The following is a 20,896-nucleotide window of genomic DNA, read 5'->3' as shown; positions in this document are numbered from 1 at the left end:
TAAGTCACTCCCCCTGTAATCTGTTTAAGAGGTTTAGCTTTTAGCTCAAGCCCTGAACTCTTTTTACATTTTATTTATTTGTAATATTTCTTTTTAAACCACAAGCTTATCTTTACTAATAATATCAGAACGGGAACTTCTACCAATGGCCCAATTACGCCTACAAATGCCTGAGGTGACTGGATTCCGAATACAGCTATGGACACTGCAATAGCTAGTTCAAAATTGTTTCCTGTGGCTGTAAATGCAATTGCTGCATTTTTGTCGTACGGAACATTCAAAGATTTATTGATAAAGAAGCTTACGAAAAACATTAGTACAAAATAGATGACTAACGGTATAGCGACCGTAATGACATCCATTGGCAACTCTATTATTTTATCACCTTTAAGACTGAACATTAATACTATGGTAAACAATAATGCGTATAATGTAATCGGCGATATTTTGGGCACAAATTTACGGTTATACCATTCTATGCCTTTGGATTTAACAAGTAAGTAACGGCTAAGAAAACCAGTCAAGAAAGGGATCCCTAAATAAATCAATACACTTTCAGTCACGTCTTTTATAGATACGCTTACATTGAAACTTGCCAAGCCTAATCTGTTTGGCAGTACATTGATAAACAGCCAAACTAAGAAACTATAAGAAAATACCTGAAAGATGCTGTTTAATGCAATTAATAAGGCTGCATATTCTCTGTTACCTTTTGCAAGGTCATTCCATACTATGACCATTGCAATACATCTTGCCAAGCCTATCAATATCAAGCCAATCATATAATCAGGCTCATTTCTTAGAAAAAGAATGGCTAATCCGAACATTAAAATAGGCCCGATAATCCAGTTCAATAATAAAGAAATACTAACAACTTTTGTATCCTTCAATACTATAGGCAGTAATGAATAATCCACCTTTGCCAGTGGCGGGTACATCATCAATATCAAACCTATTGCCAACGGAATATTTGTAGTGCCGACAGATAGTGTATTTGTAATATTAGAAATACCCGGAAAGAAATATCCTAAGCCTAGGCCAAGAGCCATAGCTAGAAATATCCATAAAGTTAGATATCTGTCTAAGAATTTTAGTTTTGGTTGCATCGGCTATTTAGTAATTTTTGAAAAAACATAAAACATTTCCGATGCTATCTGTAAGCTTCTTTTTGAATATATCTTTGTCTGTTCGGAAGTGTTATCTGAAATTTTAGGATCTTCAAATGTGATGGGAATTCTTTTTTCCGCCCCAGCGATAAATGGACATCCACCATCTGCTTGTGAACAGGTCATTATAGCTACAAAAGCAGAGACTGGATTAAAAGGATTGTCATACTTTTTAGAAAATCCAATTATCGGTTGGGAATTATCACTATATTTTATAGCATAAACAGGATTGGAGCCATCATTTATTTTGAAAATATTAAATCCCTGATCGGATAATGTTTCTGCTACTTTTGGAAATAATGCGGTTTCTTCAGTACCTCCTGAATAGCAAATCACATTCTCAATACCGAAATGAGAGGCTGCTACTTGTGCCCAAACCTGTGATAAATGACTCCTTCGCGAATTATGGGTACAAATGAAATTTATATTTATTTGCTGCTTGCTATTTATTTTTAATTGAATAAAATCAATCAACGGCTGCAAGGTACTTTTACGCTCATCGTTATTGATTTTCTCCCATTCTAACTGTTGAATTGTCTCTGATAATGTTGAATACATAGATATTCGATTTAGGGTTTAGCAGCATCCTGAATTTGGAGTGCATGAATTTGATTGATTTGCTGTTAATTCGGAAAGGCTTTTGTTTTGTTTTTCAGAAGGAATTCCGCAAGCATCCTGAGCCAAGCAGGCAGTCGCTTTGTTTTTCAGTACAAAGGTATTTCCATTGAAATCCAAATCGTATTTACCAATAGTATCGCTTTGATATTCCACTTCTATCTCCGCATCTTCAATTTCTAATTTATCTTCTGAAAGTTTAATTATACTTAATAGCTTTCCTGGTTTCAACCTATGCTCATAATCATCGGCATTCCACAATTGAAAGTTGACTACTTTTTCCTTACGGATTACGCCGCCACAATCAATAAAATTTTTGATTATTTGCCCCACTTCAGTAACGTGAAAGTGTTCAGGAACAAATGTTCCATTTTCTAATTGAAATTCAACATTTTCTAATGCTGGTAAAATTTCTTTGATTTCCGATAATTTCATAATACTAACTTTTAAAATGATAATTAAATAACGATATATAGCAATATAACGATGTTAAAGTATAAAAAAATGCTTTAGCAGCACTGCTTTACGTTTACATCCTGATTGAAAAAGCCATTAAATTCCTCTTGAAATTGTTTCCATACCAGTTCGTCGATACAATAACATACAGATTTACCTTCAATTGAACCTTGAATAATTCCTATGGTTTTTAATTCTTTTAAATGTTGTGAAATAGTTGCCTGTGCTAAACCTAATTCCTCAACTAGATCATTACAAATACATGCTTTTTGGTTGATAATATATTGCAGGATTGCTATTCTGGCTGGATGCCCTAAAACTTTAAGAAGCGATGCAAGTTTATTTTGCTCGTCTTTATACATTTCTGTTTTTGTTATTCCCATTTCTAAGTTTATTTACATCGCAATATTACGATATTAAATTTAAATACAAAAGATTTTTATTTTTTATTTTTTTGAAAGCTCACTATTATTCCCTTTACAAAAACTTGGATCATAACACAGAATCTTTTCTTATAACTGATGAGCTTATAGAGAACGGTGGCTCGAAGAGCGCATAAATTTGAAAAAAATATTTTTGCAGAATCCGCGTCAGTTTTCTAAATTCGGACCTGCGGACTCTGTATTTAACAGCCTTTGTCGCAAAATTTGAAACTATCATTGTGATCGCCATATATTTTAGTTCTGAATTCTGTTATGAAAACTATTATTTACAAAACCAAAAACCAAAAAAATCAATTTATTGTTGCTGTTTTCCTCTTTTTAGCTTTTTGCACCGGCTTAATGCCTGCCATCGCACAAAAAGGGACCTTATCAGCGAATCTAATCAACTTAGAAGCAAGTGCTGCGGAGGTGTTCCGCTATCAATTGGAGCTCCGACAGGGGTACGAAAACCCGACGACTTATGAACTGAGCGCAGTCCTGCCGGATGGCTGGCAGGCAAATTTTACGGCGCAAGGAAGTGCGGTCCGCGCTATCCAAGTTAATAATAAGGATCCTTATCCAATTAGCGTGGAGATCTACCCCTCGCATTCCGTCAAAGCAGGCACCTATCCTATTCGGATCATTGCAAGGGCAGGTGCAGACACACTCTCGGTGGAACTCCAAGCAGTGATCAAGGGCAATTATAAGGTCTCCCTCAGCACGCCAGATTCGCGCCTTAATGAAACTGTAGTCGCCGGAGGCACGAGAACCCTCAAACTCCTGTTAAAAAATGAAGGATCGTTAGATCTTAAAGACATCGATCTGAGTTCTAAAGTTCCTTCCAACTGGGAAGCACAGATTAATCCTGCCAAAGTCGAAACGCTTGTGTCTGGAGCCACGCAGGAAGTCACGGTGAGTCTCAAAACGCCGGAGAGAACGATTGTCGGCGACTATATGGTGACTGTCGAGGCAAAGAACACGCACGTCAATGACCACAAGGATATTCGAATAACTGTTAAGGCTTCCCTTTTATCGGGATGGTTGGGGATATTGGCCATTCTGATTGCCGTGAGCTTAGTCTATCTGCTGATTAAAAAGTATGGTCGCCGCTAACGGTGGTCGATCTGGGACTCTGTTAAACCTTAAACATCAGAAATGCAAGAGACGATCATTGAATTCCAATCCGTGAGCAAACGTTATGGCAATCACCATGCAGTGCAAGACTTGGATCTGCAGATTACCAAAGGTGAAATTTTTGGTCTACTTGGGCCCAACGGAGCAGGTAAAACCACGACCATGTTCATGATTCTAGGGCTGATAGAACCTACCCAAGGCCAAATCAATGTGATGGGCCGTTCTCCTTATCGCTCTGCCATCCATGTCAAGCGCAAGATTGGTTATCTGGCCGATACTATAGGATTCTATGAGCAAATGAGCGCAAAGGACAACCTTTCTTTCATTGCTAGGCTCAATCAGGTTCCTAGCCAACATTTGGACAGACGTGTGGAGGATCTGTTGGATTTAGTGGGGCTATCAAATGTCGCAAACAAAAAGGCCGGCACATATTCCAGGGGAATGAAACAACGTTTAGGAATTGCGCAAGCACTAATCAAGCGTCCCCAAATTTTGATTCTGGACGAACCGACATTGGGCTTGGATCCGCGGGGAGTTGAAGAGCTGCTAAATCTAGTGCAGCAATTGAACCAACAGTATGGTATGACAGTAATCATTTCCTCGCACCAACTTGATCAAGTGCAAAAAATCTGTCATCGAGTTGGGATTTTTGTGCATGGAAAACTCCAGGCCATTGGAAGTATCAAAGAGCTTTCTGAGCAGCTCTCACTACAACTGGGGCATAACTGCATTATCAAGTGGCATAAAGAAGCGACAGTGGACACCAAAGCGCTTGATGGTTTGCTCAGATCGCGTTTTGCATCTTCGCAGATAAGTTGGGAACAGAACAGCCTAAGCATTACCACAACCGAATATTTGACTCCACAGTTGGTAGCCTGGTGTTCAAGTCAAGGCTTACCTATCATGCAAGTACAAAGTAATGAATTGACTTTAGAAGAAATCTACGGCAAGTATTTTGAAAATGAAAAAAGCAGAACAAAAAGCACCGCTGTTTGATGTCGGCACGTTATTTATGACGCGTAACATCTGGCGCGGTTCAGATTTAGATCCACGTACAAAAGCGCCTATCTTCGCACTAGTGAGCAAAGAAATCCGCACGGCCATCCGGAGCTGGAAGTTTATTATATTAGTCGCATTGATCACACTGATTTTTATAGGTTCAACCTATGTATCGCTGTTAGCGATCGCAAAATTTAGGGAGGCGACAAGCAACGAAAACTTCCACCTATATCTTAAGCTATTCACCGCCAGCGAACAGTCGATCCCCCCTTTTTATGTATTTCTTAATTTCTTAGCACCACTGCTTGGCATTGCTTTAGGTTTCGATGCAATCAATGCAGAGCGCAACAACGGAACCTTGATACCTTTACTCTCTCAACCGATCTATCGTGACAATGTACTACTGAGCAAATTTTTTGGACCGTTAAGCGTAATTGCTGTGCTATTCCTTTCGATTACCTTATTGATGTTAGGGACCGTGATGCTACTGACCGGTGTTGCGGTCAGCCCTGCGGAATTCATTCGTATCCTACTCTTCGTGTTGGTAAGTATAGTGTATGTTGGGTTTTGGTTAAGCCTGTCCATCTTATGCTCCATTATTTTTTCCCAACCATCTACCTCAGCAATGGCAGGGATTGGATTTTGGTTGTTTTTTTCGGTATTCTACCCGATGCTGGTCAGTTTGCTGATGAGCTTTCTGGTTGGCAATCCGGCTAATTTTTCCGAGCAGCAGTATTTCCATTATGCAGATATCGCATTAAACTTATCGAGGATCTCTCCGAGTCAGCTCTATAATGATGCTACAGCAGCACTGTTAACTCCATCCATCAGAAGTCTAGGGCCAATGAGCCTACAGCAAAGTTTCGGCGCCTTGCCTACGGATCTCACGATCGGCAATTCGCTAGCGGTCATCTTTCCACAGCTCAGCGGGCTAATGGCGAGCACAGTCGTCTTATTTGCAGGATGCTACTTCTTATTTATGCGCAAAGAGGTCCGAGTTTAGCCTTGCGGAATAAGATTTGTCGCTAAGAGAAATCAGAAAGCTAGCCAACTTTTGGCTACCTTCCTGATCGCATACAACCAACGATTTCTCGACAATTCACTCCAGATTCACTCATAAGGATCACCTAATTAACTTAATGAGTTTTTTTAAATCTGTAGGATATTCCTTTAGGGTCTCTAGAATGAAGTCTTCTGCTTTTTCTTGAGAGTAGTTCTCTTTTAGGTATTGTGCATGTCTCAGAATAAATGCGTTCAAGTTTAATTTCTTTAATTGGTTCATGTGAATTTTAAAGAAAAACAATTCAAAACGTTAATCGTGCATTTTTTTTGAAAATCTAGTAGTTATACGTTCGGGCCCGAATTAATCTCAAGCGTTCAAGTAGAACTCGATGGAAAATACGCTTAAGGTATCGTACCGTTAAAGTACTGAACAAGTTTTAATGAACCTTCTCAACACCTCTAATGCTGAAATGTGCAAATTGTCTTTTGTCTATCGACTAAAAGCGAAAATAAGCTTCTCCATTTGTACATTCTTATTAAGTTTAACTTAAGAACCGAACGTTCATGAATCGCGGTTTAGCCGCCATGCATATTCCCTATCTTTAGCTTAATTTGTTCAATTAACCCTATATTGCAAAACAATTGCAAAAACCATTCTTAGTCGAATTCATCCCGATACCCATATTTCCCTTGGGAAGTTTGAAATGTAATATTTCAATTTACGTCGACAATCAAATATGATTTAAAAACATTGTACTAATTCGACAAAGAACCCGCCACCTACGGCGGAATAGATCCGTTCAATGCAGTGTGCGATAATAAGTAGAAAAAAAACTTCAATTCGCTCAATTATGTGCAATTACACTGTTCATTACACCCATGTATGGTTGAACGAAAAAAAAGGGATATGAAGAATAATAATTAGGCGACAGTTTTCCCAACCTGTCGTCGTCGTTTTGTTTTCATAGTTTGCAACAAACTACTTTTTCTGAGCTTATTTAAGTAGTTCGTGAATGTAATCTAATCGCCTAGCAACCCAAATGCAGTACAAATTATGAAAAACGTGTTCATATTTCAACTATACTAATTATTTTGGGATTTATATTCAACAAGTTATGAATCGAACAAACAAAGCCGCTTTAAAACTTCATGGGAAAGCAAAAGAAGATTTTCGTAAATGGGAAATCGAAGAGTTTGGCAATGATCTGTATGATTTAGATTATTGGCATTATAGTGATAAGTTAAAGTACTATTCAAAGTTTTTTAAAAAGCCAATTGATAATTTTAAGGAGCTCCATACGGAACTAGAAAAATACAATGCAAAAGAAAGTAGTCTATAAAATCACTTACCCCAATGGGAAAATTTTTATAGGTAAAGACCTCACCAATACATTGAATTACTGGGCAAGTGCCAACAGCCGATTGATTGCTGCTGATTTCACCGAAGAACAAATGGTGGACTTCACTATACGCAAACAGATTCTTTGGGAATCCTTCACAGCGGATATAAAAGAGGTAAATAAGGTAGAGGTTGAATTGATTAGAAAACACCAATCGAATAATCCAGAGATCGGATATAACATTTGGCCGAAATTTAAGTCTAAGCACACCGATTAAGCTTTACTATACAACCGCCAAGAAGCCTTCGAGAAAGCTATTGAAAGGGCGCTAAAAATCTTTAATGAAAATCATTAATTTTATAGACAATGGCACATAAAGAGAAGATATTCAAATTAGATAATGGCAGTCGTTTAAAAGTTGAAATTACATTCCACTTTGATAGTTTTAGATATGAGTATAATAAATCAAAGGAAAACATGTCATACTATGCTTTTGTAACTTACTTAGAAAGGGGTAAAAGGAAAGGAATAAGAGTAAACAACGAAGATTGGTTACCTCAAATACAAGAAACTGCCATAGCACTATGGCAAGATTTTAAACCAAAATTCACTAGACAAACCCATCGTTAGGCTTTTTCATAGATATTGACTAAATTTAACATAATCAAAAACTAATCATTAAGTTATGTTTGAGATTGTCGATATTGTAATGTTTGGCATTCTAGGAATCATAGTTGCCATCAAAGGAATTGAAATTACAAAAGTATTAAATGACAAAGGAGGGATTAAACGAGCCTTTAGCCTTACCCCATCGGAGCGAAAGATGATGTTTTCCATCCTCACTTTGACCTTCTTAAGTAATCTTTTTTTATGCTTAGGCGCTTTTGGATTGGACTTCAAAACGTGGAAAGCTCAATATTATGCGATTCTCTTTGGCGTTCCTTTAGTCGTAAGTTGGGGTGTTGCAATATTGTCTCATAAGGATGCGGGTTAGGCTTTCTTAATAATTGCCAGCCCCCCATCGCTCCATGTCAGCAAATCCGACAGCACTAGCACTCCAGAATCGTCATCTAAACTATCTAGATATTCCCGAAGATCGCCTTTGACCACTCCCGGCAGTCCCCTACGAATGATATGATACCCGTCGCGAATCAGTCGTTATATTTCTTCCCTTTTCATATCAAGTAAACCTCGATAGATAAAAATAGTTGGCAGCCGGCACGGGGAATATTACTAATATTTTTAGTAAACTTGCAGAAATGAAACCATTGGAAATCCATTGTCGAAATAGAGTGATGTATGCAAAGATATCATTGCGCGACCGCGGATCCGGCCGACGTGACTATGTATTGACCGGAAAAGACGGGGTTTCGCTGTATGTATTCACTAAAGAGAAAGGTCATTGGAAATGTACATTAGGTTATCTAGATGAGGATATTAAAGAAGCTGTTATCAACGCGCTGATTATTCGATTCGATAAGACAATCTGTGACATTTTCTATTACAAAGGCGAACGTAAATTGGTAGAGGTTCGCGAGAAACAGGGCAATCTATGGCATATTTACGTTAACCTTTCTTATGTAGCGACAATATCCTACGATAAATTCACTAAGAGATTCGAATACAATTTAGAGGATGAAAGCGGCGTAGTTACCGACGATCACATCAGAAAGTATATCGGGAAGATTGGAACAGGCGAGATATCTTGGTATAAGGGGGATCGGTAATAAAAAAGCCCCGTAAGTGGGGCTTTACTACTTAATCATGTCCTTCTGTCTTTACAATCTTGTTGTAAATACCCAGAAGTAAAAACGGCGCTGCCCACTGTCCGATAAAAAGTGCATCTTTATCGTCTTTCCATCTACTACATTTGAGAGCTGCTGATACGCCCATAGATAATAACGCAGCTCCTAAAAAAACCACCGAAGGAATCTTCGCGGTTTGACTTTCAATAGCCTTGCTTACTTTGTCCTCGTTTGCTGTGTCTAGTGCCATAAGTTTATAATTTAACTGTGATTCTCTTTTACAACAAGCTGGACAATAATGTGTTTGAAAAAATGTGATTTTTATATTTCATGTATTTGCAGACTTTTACATAAACCGTTTGTAGTATAAATGATTACAACCATCTCAAAACGTTGTTGCTCGTAACATACAATGCTTATAGCCCCGCGATCGTGGGGCTTCTTTTTATTTACTCGGTCTAAATCCCAACCGCAAGGCTACCCCAATCAGTATAACAAGAAAAGCAATGCCCCAACCGATCTTGCTGACGAATACCGCCCACACATTAGGTTTGCTTTCGCTTTCTGCAGTAGCTGACGATTCACGTCTATCTGCTTGCGCTTGCGTTGCTACCTGCTTATTTGTGCTATCCTGCTTTTCCTCCTGCCTTTCCTTGGTGGCGTCCTTTCGTTCGGTGATCTTTTCCTTTTCTCCCTTTTCCACTCGTTCCGGTTTCGTTTCTATTTCGATTGTCAGCGTTTTATTATGCGTATCGAGAATAGCTTTGACCTGCTGACCTGCTGAATCTCGAAGAAAGTTCTCGCCAGGCTTTAGATCTTCCTTTTTGGTTGTAACCCGTATCTTGCTACCTTCGCGGGTAGTCGTGGTAGTCGTTTCGCGTTCGGTGACTACCGTACCACTGTCGACTTCCTTTTCCGTGATCTCGGTTTTCGCGCCGGTGGATTCGGTTAAAGTCTGCTCAACCTTTGCCCCCTCAACGATCTTCCAAGAGGATGATTGTTTCTGTTTATTACGAAGTGTACCGCATGATGCAATAACCATCACTATGACAGCCATTGCTAATATTCTAATCCCTTTCATCTATCGCTATTTTTAGCCTGTCTAATGAATTATTTAGACTGTCTAATGACTTTATAAGTGTTGGTTGCTTACGCTGCTCTATCGGCTTGCTTTGCCTTGACGAGGTGATGATACCCCACGATAACAACATCAATAATATCAGTGCCTTTTTCATTCCTTACCTCCAATCTTTTGAACGATGGTATCTACTTTATTTAATGCTTTATCTACCCCCTCGCGGACTCCTTCGAGCTTGCTGTCTACGACCGCCGGAACGCTTTTTTCAACTGCCCTAGGAACTTGCCTGCGAACTTCTTCTACGATCTTCGCATTTAGGTCCTCATTCATGGTTATGATCTTATACACCAAGTAGACATTGAGCAATATGGATAATGTTGCAACCAGAGCTACGACATCCTTATACGCTAGTCCAAATATCTTTACTACTCCGTCGACTTTTCTGTCGATCATATCTTGCTTAACCTCGCTCATTCTCTTACTTACTGAAATATAAATCTGCTTCCGCTTTTCTTCTTCTTCGCAATCCAGCGAAAACTTTTCCCCTTGCCTTGTTCCACTTGGCAAATTCTTCACGTATGTTCGGATCGATTGGGTTGATGTTGAACTTCTTCAATAGGGTCGATTTGCCGAGATTTGCCCCGCCCAAATGAAATGTGAAACTTGCTAGAGCATCAAATTGGTTTTGTGTCAGCTTGAACTTAACCAACCGCAATAAATCCCCCTCATAACCTTTCAAAATCTCCTTCAGCATGCAAGCAGCCTGATGTTCTGCCTACGGTCGGTCCTGCATCGTTACCTTTCGCCTGTTAGGCAGGTAATACGTAAACCCGTATCGGATCGTCGAGATACCAATCGGGTCCTTTTATGGTTCGCTATACAATCTCTCAAAGCTCTTAATGAGCGCTAATCCCTTTTCCCCGTTTTCATTTCTCTTTCTCCTTTATGATATTTCAACTTTTACTTATATTGTACCTTTATCATTAGTTTAGTGTGAAGAGTCCAAGAGCCTCCCAGCTCATTGGACTTATTTTAACCTAGCGGAATAGTGGCCGCTAGGCTTTTTTTATTATCTTTGAAATAACATTTCAATGATAAGTTAATTAGTGAGCCTAGCGGAGCCAGAAACCGCTGGGCTTGTTTTTTAAAAGATTTTCCAGTACATTTATATAGACATTGTTCCAGTACATTTATATAGACATTGTTTTCGAAGAGCAATGTTTCCATTGAGCCTGACGTTTCGCAATTCGTCGGGCTCTACCTTTTTGACCTTCTCCTCAAAAGCGAATCTTTTTAAAATTGGCCCGGTGTTTGTCAAATACTAATCGCTGCACGTTCTAAATATTTATTTTAAAGCCTTAGAATTTTCACTAACTTTAAATATCCGTTTCCATTATTGGAAGTATATTTTATATTAGAGAGCCTAACAATAAGCAGCTGTTAGGCTTTCTTTTTTGGCGAGCCATTTTTTTCAGTATATTTGAAATAGGATTTATATTCATATGTTTATTTATTAGCCTAGCGTTACATTCATGCTAGGCTTTTTTGATTAAAAATATTTTTCTACATTTACGCTCACACTAGTTTCATAGGGTTAGTGTAAGTATTGCAAAGCGTGGGGCTTGTGCGTGGCTACAAACAAGCTCCCTTTTTTTAACCTTCAGTAAAGCCGTATTAAAGAGTCCTTATAAATTTCCATCGGTTTAGCTTTTTTCCTTAATTTATTTCACTACATTTATATATTAAAATTTTGTTAATAGGGCAAATGTTTTGGTTTTATTAGCCTAGCGCTTTCGTTTGCGCTAGGTTTTTTTGTTTTAAAATTTTATACCTTTGTTTTACCGATCTACATAAACGATGTTAATTGGTATGTTTTACAGGCCTGACGTCTCGCAGATCGTCAGGCTTTTTTATATAAATATTTTCCTATATTTATATATTGACATTGCTTAACATAAGGCAACGTTAATGTTAAGTGTAAGCCTGACGTGGAGAAGACGTCGGGCATTTTTGTTAAACCCCTACCGAGATAGGGGCTGATTGATTTACCAATAATTAACTCTACAAACCCATTCGATTGTGACGAAGGGGGAAACAATTATACCGATCTCTGATGTAGTTACTTCCCCTACTACCTTAACGTTGTTCGATTTGTTATATACCGCAATAGGCCTATCACTCCATTTGCTATCCAAATTAAGTGTATCTACCCCTGCGGATGCGTAGTCGATAAATACATATAGTTTCTCTCCAACTTCGTATTGAAAATAAATGTACCTACTCCCTGATGGTTGTGTAAATCCTCGGTAATTCACCTCTTAAATTCCATCCCCTACAGGATAAGTTCGCTTAACCTTATCGTCCATAACGATAGGGTATGTTTTGCGTGTTGAAGCTAGATAAAAAGCCCTGCCAACATCTTCATTTCGATCCTTAGATGCGCCAATCGTCGGAACTATAGCTTTATTAAATCGCAGGTCGAGTGTAGTTCCATTAGAAAGTCCATCTACATTTCTAACAGGCGCAACACCGTTCTCCCAGTGTGCAGAGCTCAAGTCCATGTTAGTCGCATAGTTGGATGCTGCGATATTTACAGGTTTTCTGAAATCGTACACCGTAGTTCCATCGCTAATAGGCAACGATTCCGGAATCATTCTGTTGTATGTTGGTGACCACGCTGGCCTAACATAGGTGTTTTGAGTACCGAAATTATGGGAGAGTTCAAGAGTTTTTCCCAATGTGACACCACGAAAGAACTATATTATTCTTATCCCCTATTTCATATCTATTTATTTACGGTTAAAATAGCGTCACCCTGACCGAAAGAAGGTTGTGCTGTATATCCACCTACAGGTCTATTTTCAACGATGAACGCTACCATCGTAGCTACATCAATAATATCGTAGCTTTCATTGATAGTAATCTTATCCGAAGCATAGTTAATTGCCGTCGCTGGCTTTTGGACAACATTCAAGTCGTCAGCCTTAATTTTCTGTATAAGATTTTTTATACAAGGAATAGCTGAACTGCACTAGCTGATCCAACAGCAAAGTTTGTCGTATTCGATGCGCCTGATACATATATTAAAGACTTGCGCGAAGGAGAAACGAAAAGCCATCCATTATCAGTAGCGGTATTTTGCGAGATAAGAGTTAGTGTATTTGCATCCGGTACCTGTAAAAGATAGAATTTCAAACCGCTACCATCTCGCCAAACACTGCCAACATCGGAAACAGTCTTGCCGTGCCCTGTCACTGTAGCGTTAACTACGCCAAAATAACCGTGATTGCTCCCTAAATGCCCTCCATTGAAGTTAATAGTTGATGCCTCGTCAGAGCTTCCTCCATTCAGCCCAAATACTGCCGTAGCTTCTACATTATCCCCTTTGTTGATCAATTTGTTAGATGCAATATTGACAACGTTATTTGCTGATGATCGAAATCTTAATCCTGTAACGATGTCGTATTGACATGAAATTACAGTTCCTAAATAGAGCTAGCCCCCGATAGAACGAATTCTATACTTCTTTTCGCTAGTAGCTACCTTTGGGAGATATTCAGGTCTTACCTGCCCGCTTGTATTATAAGATTGATATATTGAATTTAACGGAGCTTTACCCAGCAGCGCCATTACGCCATTTCCGTCACCTGTGTGATTGAATCTGGTATTCATTTCCAACGATACCGCTCCTGTTGGAACTTTGAAAGTATCGTTTATTTGTTTCCCATTTTATGTGAGTGAGTAATCTATAAATTCGCTACCATCGTCATTTACAGGTTTAAGCAAGCCGCCTACAGAATTTAGAAAACGTAAGTTACCTTTGGTCGCGTGCCTTCCTATAATCGTGATAACGTCATACCCTATAACGGATAATGGCTGAGAATACGATGAGTTCGCATCATTTTTAAGTGCGCCGGTGTCTAAAAGTGCACAGACTACCAATCAATTAAGAATCAGACTACTTAACACGAAAAAAACTACTGTAGGGACAATAGTTTAGAAAATATAAGGGATACATCAAATGGTTACTTTGCGAAATTCAATGCTGTCGCATTCATATCGTTGTTGATATAGTAATTTATCAATTAACAGATCTGATCGATACACTTAAGAAGAAATATTACATGAACCTTTATAATTAAGTTTTTATCATCATCAAAACCTACATGGACATTGTATATCAGATTAAAGCATATAAAATATCGCCGATACACTAAAAAGCCGCCAACTCAAAGATGGTAATCTCTGGTGCAATACCTACGCGGCCGGGGTATCCTAAGAATCCATAGCCTGTATTGACATACAGTTGGCTGTTTCCTTCTTTGTAAAGGCCTGCCCATTCTTTGTAGATATACTTTGCCGGCGACCATTGGAAGTTCTCGCCACGTACACCAAACTGCATACCATGCGTATGGCCGGCAAACATAGCATCAACATCGGTGTTCAACACTTCCGCACGCCAATGAGAAGGGTCGTGCGATAGCAATAGTTTAACGGGTTTCTCTTCCGTGCCCATCAAAGCTTTCTTCAGATCGCCTTTTTTAGGGAATCGACCGGTACCCCAGTTTTGTACACCTACGATTGATAACTCGTCGGCACCCATCTTGATGGTTCTATTTTCGTCCATCAATAAGTCCCAGCCCATCACTTTATGCGTATCAATAACGTCTTGAAGGTTCTTGCGCTTTGCCGGAGAATCCTCCTTGCCATAGTAATAATCGCCATAATCGTGATTACCCAAAGTGGAGAACACACCCAGATCGGCGTGCAGCTTCGAGAAGATATCCTGGTAGTCTCTCATTTCGGAAGCCACATTGTTCACTAAGTCTCCAGTAAAGAAAATCATATCTGGCTTTTCGCCTAATAACATCTCAACACCACCTAGTACGGCTTTCTTATTATAAAATGAACCCGAATGCACGTCGGATATCTGTGCAATCTTAAGTCCATGGAAGGCTTTCGGAAGGTTAGGCAATACTAATTTCTGACGACGGATTCTATAGTCATATGCCGTTGAAATTACGCCCCATGCCAAAGGAAGCATCGGAAGTGCCGCGACTAATATCCCGGACTTCATGAGAAACTCCGATCTGGAGATTCCGTTTTTAGGAACTTCCGGAAGCGGCTTTTCAAGTTCTTCGATATTTTCTTCTAAATGAGTTACCTTTTTAGGGCTGAATAATCGCGACAGCCATATCCCACCACGCCTGATATCATCGATGATCAATACCGCCGCAAAGATAAACTTGCTAACTGCCGTCATAAAGAAAGCAACAAGAATGATCGAGCGATACATCAGTGGAATACTGTATTGAAAAGAAATAAACAGTCCTATCAGCAAGGATATCGAATAACCCCACCACAAATAGCTGAACCACTTTGTCTTTACGAACTCAATATTGGTCGCGCGAAGGGCGAAAAATATGTAAAAGTCCAGTATGAATAATAGAACTGTATTTAATTGTAACATCTTTAATTATTATTTGCTAACACCAACCTGCGCAGCGTTTCAATCCATTTCGGATTTCTGTTCAAGCTTTCTACCATATGCACTTCTTCTCCACCCAATGCTTTAAACTCGTTAGCATATTCAACCTGAATCTCGTCGATCGTCTCGATACAATCAGCAACGAATGCAGGACTGAATACTAAAATACGTTTTGCCCCGCTCTCCGCTAATTTGTGAAGGGTATCAGACGTGTATGGTTGAATCCAAGGCGTCTTACCCAAGCGAGATTGGAAGCAAACAGTGAACTTATCTTTTGGTAGGTTTAATCTCTCTGTAATCGCCCTCGTTGTTGCATAACAGTGCGACAAGTAGCAATATGGATTTGCCTCTTTCTTACAATGATCACAACCAAAGTCTGGACATTTCACATCGCCACTTGCATGTACCTTGCCCAATTGACGAACTGGAAGACCATGATAACTAAATAAAAAATGGTCAAAGGATGCCAAATCATGCTTTAAAGCATGCTCTGCTATTACCTCAATCATTAAAGGATCATCGTAATAGCTGCTGACGAAGTTTATCTTCGGAATAAATTGCCACGTACGCATAATCTCCATTACTTTATCAATAACAGAGCCGGTTGTTGCTGAGGCATACTGTGGAAATAAAGGAATAACGGTTATTGACTCAAGCAGCATGGCCTCCATTTTCGCTAGTGCATTGTCTATCGAAGGGTTCTGATACCGCATCGCCAATTCGACATGATATTCATCGCCTAATACTTCCTGTAGTTTCTTTTGCTGGTATAGGCTGTACGTCATTAAGGGTGAACCTGCCTCATTATCCCAAATACTAGAATAGGTCGCAGCAGAATTGCCGGATCGCTTTGGAACAATAATACCTTTGACCAACAGTGTTCTGGAGATATAGGGAATATCCATAACACGCGGATCCATCAAAAACTGTGTTAAATAACGTTTAACATCACTTTTAGCAGGTGAGTCAGGCGTCCCCAGTTGCACTAGCAGCACCCCCTTTTTAGCTTTATTCCTCATATGAAGAGCAAAAATAATTATTAATTATAGCAAAAGAGGCTCTGCTATAGAATTTTAAAATAAGATGACGATTAATAAGACTCAATAGTCTCTTTTACTTTCTTCATCAACCACATCGGAGTCGATGTGGCTCCACAGATCCCTACGGTTTCATTCTCAGCAAATAAACTGCTTTCCAGTTCTGCCGGATCGGAAATAAAGTGGGTTTCCGGATTGACTTGTTTACAAACTTCAAACAAGACTTTACCGTTTGATGATTTTTTACCTGATACAAAGATGATCTTATCGTATTGTCCAGCAAAATTTCCAAGATCCTCATAACGATTCGAAACCTGGCGACAGATGGTATCATTTGCTTTCACCTCATAGCCGCGACGCAACAGCTCATCTTTGATCTGATAAAAGCGATCAACCGACTTGGTTGTCTGGCTATATAAGGTGAATTTAGCCGGTAATTCCACATTATCGAGCTCGTCAATATCCTGAAATACAATAGCCTCATTGTTCGTCTGCCCTTGCAAGCCGATCACTTCGGCATGTCCGTGCTTTCCAAAGATCAGGATTTTCTCCTCGTCATCATGCGATGTTTTGATACGGTTTTGAAGTTTCAACACCACCGGGCATGACGCATCAATCAGCGTAATATTGTTTTCAAGGGCGATTCGATAGGTTTCAGGCGCCTCTCCGTGAGCACGGATCAGCACCTTTTCATTTTGAAGGGTCTGCAAGTCATCATGCGAAATAATGCGAAGTCCCTTGGCTTTTAGCCTAGCGACTTCCTCATCATTGTGCACAATATCTCCCAAACAATAAAGATAGCCCTCTTCATCAAGAATCTCTTCAGCCATATCAATGGCATACACAACTCCGAAACAAAAGCCGGAATCTTTATCTATGGTCACTTGCAGGTTCTTCGACATACTACAAAGTTACGGTTTAGCGTCTACTAAACAATATCCTGAACTATAATTCTATTGTCTACTTCAGCACAAACTTGAATCCTAATGAAAATCTTCCTGGTTCAAAATGTGAACTATGCGATAGATTCCACCAAGGTTTCCAGTCAAAATGCATGGCTAATGGTGTTGAAGGAATTCTGAATTCCAAACCTACTGCCGGGCGGATCGCCACGTCTACGTGATTGTCTTCATCCCAACGATCATCATCGTCAAACCAATCATCATCCCATTTTCCATGATCGATGAACGATAATTGTGGACCAACGCCAATATACCATGATAGGCCCCTAGCACCCGATATACGCTGATTGTAAGAATAATCAACGCCCAAAACCGTGATATGATCACCGAACAATAGTTGTGCATTACCGGCATTATAACCTCCAAAACTGTGTTTGATTTGCGGACCAAACAACGTTTGTCCATCTCCAGCGTCAATACCTAAGCCTAATGCAGTACGATAAGGCGTTTGTGCCTGTACCCCGGTAAATGCAAAAAGGAATCCGAATGACATTAAAATAGGCAAAATGATTTTTTTCATATCTAATAAAGTGTTTGTGATTTATTAACTTTGTGTATCAAAGTTTCCGCTGTTTAAACAAATAACTTGCCAAAATACGTTAAAACCGAGTTTTAGACCGGTAAAAAGCATCAAATCAGTCTTTGAATATTTAGATTCCTACTTAGGGTTGAGGATATGCCTCTCTCTTGATCCATAGCAATCCGCTTTAAAAACAGACACTCCAAGAAAAAAAGCGGGACATTTAACAGCATTCCTGTTTATTTATTGTAGGGAAAGCGTAACTTTGCAAAAAATTTTTAGAGTAAAATGGCTACAAACAGAACATTCACAATGATTAAACCAGATGCAGTTGCAAATGGTCACATTGGTGCTATCTTAAATGACATTATTGCTGGCGGTTTCAAAATCGTAGCAATGAAATACATTCACTTGACAGAAACTTCTGCGGGTAACTTCTACGCAGTTCACAAGGAGCGTCCTTTTTACGGCGATTTGGTAAGCTTCATGACTTCAGGTCCTATCGTGGCTGCTATCTTAGAAAAAGAAAACGCTGTTGAAGATTTCCGTACATTAATCGGTGCTACCGATCCAGCAAAAGCTGCTGAAGGTACCATCCGTAATAAATATGCGAAATCTATCGATGCGAATGCGGTTCACGGTTCAGACTCTGACGAAAACGCAGAAATCGAAGGAAACTTCTTCTTCAACCAATTCGAGAAGTTTTAACCTGCATTAAAATATTATAGTAAAAGGGAGCTTTGCTCCCTTTTTTATTTATATACACCTGTTTTTAAGCAACATACAAATCTTTCAACCCTACCCCTGTTACCATAGCGTCAGCGAGGTTTCTCCACCTGTAAGTTAGAAAAACTGTTAAACTATATATGATATCAAGGATTCGCAAACGCGCGAAGCAGTTTCATTTTTAAAAAAATGAATATATTTGGTATTAACTACGACTAAACGGAAAACCGCACACAAAATGAAAACAAAACAATTATCTGCACTGCCCTCATTATTCGTTCTTCTGATCTTTCTACCGATTGCCAGTCATGCGCAATTTGGAGGTCTATTGGACAAAGCTGCGAAAGCAACGGGTGCCAAGGGAGCAAAGATGCTTGGACTCGATAAAATGTTTAAAGCACCGGAAGCAATCAGCACGAATTTCGAGGATGTCAACCGTCAAGGCCAAGAGATGCCTGACTTTCAAAATGATGCGACTTATAAAGCATTAACCTCCCTTCCGAAAAAAACTGACGCTGGCTATGTGTTAGCTGCGGGACATTATGAAATCACCAACAAGAGTTATTGCCTAAAGGCCGGCACCTATGCCCCATCTTCGGGTGATGGCTATATGTATGCACCAACTTTGGGCAAGAAAAAGGAGCTAGTAATCGCTATCTTAAAGAGCGCAGAAAAGCACCCTGAGGTGAAACAAAGCGATATACAGATGCTATTATGGACCATCATCGCTCGCACAAAGTTCAGTGATTATTCTGGCCCGGTAAAGGTGACGGCTTTAAAATTATTGAGCCCAAAGCAGCTATTGCAATTGGAGGGCGGAGCCCTAGGTATCCTACCCTTTGACGTTGTTCAAGAAGCAAAGAATAAATTACCAAAAGAACTGCAGGCGGTATTTGAGGCCGAGAACCAGATTAGAAACCTAGTTTCATCCGGAAACTATTCTTATGCAGAGTTTGAGCAATATGCAATTCTAGCGGGCATGGCTCCGGTAAGAGAAGATACGCCGAGCGGCATTTGGACCTACCACCCAGATGGTTATTACATCCGTTATTTCCCAAGCGGATACAGCCGTACGAAAACGCAAATTTATGTGCCGGCGGAGACCATTGAAAGAAATGCGGGAAAAGAATTGATTTATGATGCCACAGACGATATTGCTTGCCCTGCGAACGCAGGATCGCAACGCCTAGCACAAACCAACGAAGTGGTTGAAGATTAAGCACTGATATTGGATTATCGTTCAGGAGGTAGACCTATTAAGGTCGTAACTCCTTCGGCTCAAAGCCCTTTCAAACTTAATACAAACCCCAATCATAACCCTTTCGAGACGGTTATGATTGGGGGGGTGTATTGGCATTATATCGGAGATAATACATCTTTGGTCTGTCTTTGTTATCAGGATGCAATGGTTTACTTCACGTTAATCACATGGTGAAAGGAAAGTTGCATCTGAAAGGTCCCTTTATTTGAGCCCACATGCTGCAACATACTTCCCAGCTGAATTCCTAAATTATCTTTCACCTTATAGCCTACTGCGGCGTAAATACGATTCCTGTCGAACGTTTTCAAGGGTTCGGGCTGGAAAGCGTTGATAAATACCTCCTCGTATAATGCTAAATAGGTACCGCCTGCGTTGAACTTCTTTTCGCTGAGCGGAATGTCTGCAAATAGACAATAACGAGCTCGTCCATAAAAATCACGATCTTCTATAAAGCGTTCTTCCAGGCGCAGGCGATGGCGGATCCGGGTGGATTTTATAGCATGCGTGAGCACGAAATCTTGAAAGATGCGATGTTCGTTGAAAGGGGCGTTCGGAGCTCCTTTCAATTCTGAGTAAATAAAACCATAACCTAATACTGCGGTTAGAAAGGGTTTAATTTGGTATTGCCCTCCTACTCGGATTAAAGTCTGATTATGATCTCCACCGAATTGAAAATCTCGAAGTTGCGCCTCATGATAAATTCCAAATCGGCTATTGTCGAACTTTGTTTGACCGTAATATAAGAGGGCCGATTCTAACTGTTGTGCATAAGAAAAGCCTATGCCGGTGATAGCAAGTGCTAAAAAAAGAAAGGTAGATTTCATTTCAGCAAGATAAATAATACCATTAAAAGCTGAAATATTACCGTAAGTAAAAATCTTGATAGACTTCTTGAAAAAATTAAAGAAAGGCCAAATAAGAATCCCCAATTGCGCTCCCATGTGA

Annotated in this window: 25 protein-coding genes and 1 pseudogene; 10 read left to right on the top strand and 16 right to left on the bottom strand. The window is 39.7% G+C overall.

The annotated features are described in order from the left end of the window. Nucleotides 1-74: 74 nt before the first annotated feature. From arsB to B2400_RS08225, 4 genes are all read right to left on the bottom strand, one after another. Nucleotides 75-1,106: an ACR3 family arsenite efflux transporter gene (gene arsB / locus B2400_RS08240; protein WP_293932514.1), complete on the bottom strand. Its 1,032-nt coding sequence runs from the start codon at nucleotides 1,104-1,106 to the stop codon at nucleotides 75-77. 3 nt (nucleotides 1,107-1,109) lie between these two features. Next, nucleotides 1,110-1,724 carry a low molecular weight phosphatase family protein gene (locus tag B2400_RS08235; RefSeq protein WP_293932512.1) on the bottom strand — a complete coding sequence of 205 codons (615 nt, stop codon included), beginning with the start codon at nucleotides 1,722-1,724 and terminating at the stop codon, nucleotides 1,110-1,112. An 18-nt stretch (nucleotides 1,725-1,742) separates the two neighbouring features. Then, nucleotides 1,743-2,216: a DUF6428 family protein gene (locus B2400_RS08230; protein WP_260040930.1), complete on the bottom strand. Its 474-nt coding sequence runs from the start codon at nucleotides 2,214-2,216 to the stop codon at nucleotides 1,743-1,745. Nucleotides 2,217-2,290: 74 nt separating this feature from the next. Beyond that, the gene (locus B2400_RS08225; RefSeq protein WP_260040929.1) at nucleotides 2,291-2,620 is read right to left on the bottom strand and encodes an ArsR/SmtB family transcription factor; all 330 of its coding nucleotides are present in this window, start codon (nucleotides 2,618-2,620) and stop codon (nucleotides 2,291-2,293) included. Between the two features lie 399 nt (nucleotides 2,621-3,019). Between B2400_RS08225 and B2400_RS08220 the strand changes: the two genes are divergently transcribed. The 8 genes from B2400_RS08220 (at nucleotide 3,020) to B2400_RS08185 (ending at nucleotide 8,861) form a co-directional block, all read left to right on the top strand. After that, the gene (locus tag B2400_RS08220) at nucleotides 3,020-3,772 is read left to right on the top strand and encodes an NEW3 domain-containing protein (protein ID WP_293932510.1); all 753 of its coding nucleotides are present in this window, start codon (nucleotides 3,020-3,022) and stop codon (nucleotides 3,770-3,772) included. 42 nt (nucleotides 3,773-3,814) lie between these two features. Next, nucleotides 3,815-4,789, top strand: coding sequence for an ABC transporter ATP-binding protein (locus tag B2400_RS08215; RefSeq protein ID WP_293932508.1), 975 nt, complete (start codon nucleotides 3,815-3,817; stop codon nucleotides 4,787-4,789). After that, the gene (locus B2400_RS08210; RefSeq protein WP_293932506.1) at nucleotides 4,755-5,795 is read left to right on the top strand and encodes an ABC transporter permease; all 1,041 of its coding nucleotides are present in this window, start codon (nucleotides 4,755-4,757) and stop codon (nucleotides 5,793-5,795) included. The genes B2400_RS08215 and B2400_RS08210 overlap by 35 nt, the downstream gene beginning before the upstream one ends. 1,114 nt (nucleotides 5,796-6,909) lie before the next feature. Then, entirely contained in the window at nucleotides 6,910-7,134 is a 225-nt protein-coding gene (locus B2400_RS08205; RefSeq protein WP_286650103.1) for a hypothetical protein, read from the top strand. Next, nucleotides 7,112-7,411, top strand: a complete 300-nt coding sequence (locus B2400_RS08200; RefSeq protein ID WP_293932504.1) for a hypothetical protein — start codon at nucleotides 7,112-7,114, stop codon at nucleotides 7,409-7,411. The genes B2400_RS08205 and B2400_RS08200 overlap by 23 nt, the downstream gene beginning before the upstream one ends. An 89-nt stretch (nucleotides 7,412-7,500) precedes the next feature. Beyond that, complete coding sequence (locus tag B2400_RS08195) at nucleotides 7,501-7,764, top strand: hypothetical protein (RefSeq protein WP_286650101.1); 264 nt, start codon at nucleotides 7,501-7,503, stop codon at nucleotides 7,762-7,764. Nucleotides 7,765-7,819: 55 nt separating this feature from the next. Next, the gene (locus B2400_RS08190) at nucleotides 7,820-8,128 is read left to right on the top strand and encodes a hypothetical protein (RefSeq protein WP_293932502.1); all 309 of its coding nucleotides are present in this window, start codon (nucleotides 7,820-7,822) and stop codon (nucleotides 8,126-8,128) included. Nucleotides 8,129-8,393: 265 nt separating this feature from the next. Then, complete coding sequence (locus tag B2400_RS08185; RefSeq protein ID WP_293932500.1) at nucleotides 8,394-8,861, top strand: hypothetical protein; 468 nt, start codon at nucleotides 8,394-8,396, stop codon at nucleotides 8,859-8,861. 31 nt (nucleotides 8,862-8,892) lie between these two features. On the opposite strand, the gene B2400_RS08180 is transcribed toward B2400_RS08185, so the two are convergent. The 11 genes and pseudogenes from B2400_RS08180 to B2400_RS08130 form a co-directional block, all read right to left on the bottom strand. After that, on the bottom strand, nucleotides 8,893-9,129 hold the full coding sequence (locus tag B2400_RS08180; protein ID WP_293932498.1) for a hypothetical protein: 237 nt from the start codon (nucleotides 9,127-9,129) through the stop codon (nucleotides 8,893-8,895). 195 nt (nucleotides 9,130-9,324) lie between these two features. Continuing rightward, nucleotides 9,325-9,960 carry a hypothetical protein gene (locus B2400_RS08175; RefSeq protein ID WP_293932496.1) on the bottom strand — a complete coding sequence of 212 codons (636 nt, stop codon included), beginning with the start codon at nucleotides 9,958-9,960 and terminating at the stop codon, nucleotides 9,325-9,327. Nucleotides 9,961-10,110: 150 nt separating this feature from the next. Beyond that, the gene (locus tag B2400_RS08170; RefSeq protein ID WP_293932494.1) at nucleotides 10,111-10,431 is read right to left on the bottom strand and encodes a hypothetical protein; all 321 of its coding nucleotides are present in this window, start codon (nucleotides 10,429-10,431) and stop codon (nucleotides 10,111-10,113) included. Nucleotides 10,432-10,435: 4 nt separating this feature from the next. Continuing rightward, nucleotides 10,436-10,717: pseudogene (locus B2400_RS08165) on the bottom strand (lysozyme); the annotation flags it as partial. A 1,558-nt stretch (nucleotides 10,718-12,275) separates the two neighbouring features. Further along, nucleotides 12,276-12,611 (bottom strand): hypothetical protein, encoded by a 336-nt coding sequence (locus B2400_RS08160; protein WP_293932490.1) that lies wholly within the window; start codon nucleotides 12,609-12,611, stop codon nucleotides 12,276-12,278. Nucleotides 12,612-12,742: 131 nt separating this feature from the next. Then, nucleotides 12,743-12,931 carry a hypothetical protein gene (locus tag B2400_RS08155; RefSeq protein WP_293932488.1) on the bottom strand — a complete coding sequence of 63 codons (189 nt, stop codon included), beginning with the start codon at nucleotides 12,929-12,931 and terminating at the stop codon, nucleotides 12,743-12,745. Between the two features lie 32 nt (nucleotides 12,932-12,963). Next, nucleotides 12,964-13,353: a hypothetical protein gene (locus tag B2400_RS08150; RefSeq protein ID WP_293932486.1), complete on the bottom strand. Its 390-nt coding sequence runs from the start codon at nucleotides 13,351-13,353 to the stop codon at nucleotides 12,964-12,966. Nucleotides 13,354-14,170: 817 nt separating this feature from the next. Beyond that, entirely contained in the window at nucleotides 14,171-15,427 is a 1,257-nt protein-coding gene (locus B2400_RS08145) for a metallophosphoesterase (RefSeq protein ID WP_293932484.1), read from the bottom strand. Nucleotides 15,428-15,429: 2 nt separating this feature from the next. Then, complete coding sequence (hemH, locus tag B2400_RS08140; protein WP_293932482.1) at nucleotides 15,430-16,464, bottom strand: ferrochelatase; 1,035 nt, start codon at nucleotides 16,462-16,464, stop codon at nucleotides 15,430-15,432. A 71-nt stretch (nucleotides 16,465-16,535) separates the two neighbouring features. After that, entirely contained in the window at nucleotides 16,536-17,384 is an 849-nt protein-coding gene (locus B2400_RS08135; RefSeq protein WP_260040904.1) for a 4-hydroxy-3-methylbut-2-enyl diphosphate reductase, read from the bottom strand. Nucleotides 17,385-17,442: 58 nt separating this feature from the next. Further along, nucleotides 17,443-17,964 carry a hypothetical protein gene (locus B2400_RS08130; RefSeq protein ID WP_293932480.1) on the bottom strand — a complete coding sequence of 174 codons (522 nt, stop codon included), beginning with the start codon at nucleotides 17,962-17,964 and terminating at the stop codon, nucleotides 17,443-17,445. A 288-nt stretch (nucleotides 17,965-18,252) separates the two neighbouring features. Here B2400_RS08130 and B2400_RS08125 point away from each other — a divergent pair, with 288 nt between their 5' ends. Both B2400_RS08125 and B2400_RS08120 read left to right on the top strand, forming a co-directional pair. Then, the gene (locus B2400_RS08125; RefSeq protein ID WP_149524526.1) at nucleotides 18,253-18,672 is read left to right on the top strand and encodes a nucleoside-diphosphate kinase; all 420 of its coding nucleotides are present in this window, start codon (nucleotides 18,253-18,255) and stop codon (nucleotides 18,670-18,672) included. 256 nt (nucleotides 18,673-18,928) lie between these two features. After that, nucleotides 18,929-19,909, top strand: coding sequence for a hypothetical protein (locus B2400_RS08120; RefSeq protein WP_293932477.1), 981 nt, complete (start codon nucleotides 18,929-18,931; stop codon nucleotides 19,907-19,909). 191 nt (nucleotides 19,910-20,100) lie between these two features. On the opposite strand, the gene B2400_RS08115 is transcribed toward B2400_RS08120, so the two are convergent. After that, the gene (locus B2400_RS08115) at nucleotides 20,101-20,892 is read right to left on the bottom strand and encodes a DUF2490 domain-containing protein (protein WP_293932475.1); all 792 of its coding nucleotides are present in this window, start codon (nucleotides 20,890-20,892) and stop codon (nucleotides 20,101-20,103) included. Nucleotides 20,893-20,896 lie beyond the last annotated feature (4 nt).

Origin of the sequence: Sphingobacterium sp. UBA6645 (assembly GCF_002455685.1) — a bacterium.
Taxonomy (GTDB): domain Bacteria; phylum Bacteroidota; class Bacteroidia; order Sphingobacteriales; family Sphingobacteriaceae; genus Sphingobacterium; species Sphingobacterium hotanense.
This window is presented reverse-complemented; position numbering and strand designations above follow the sequence as displayed.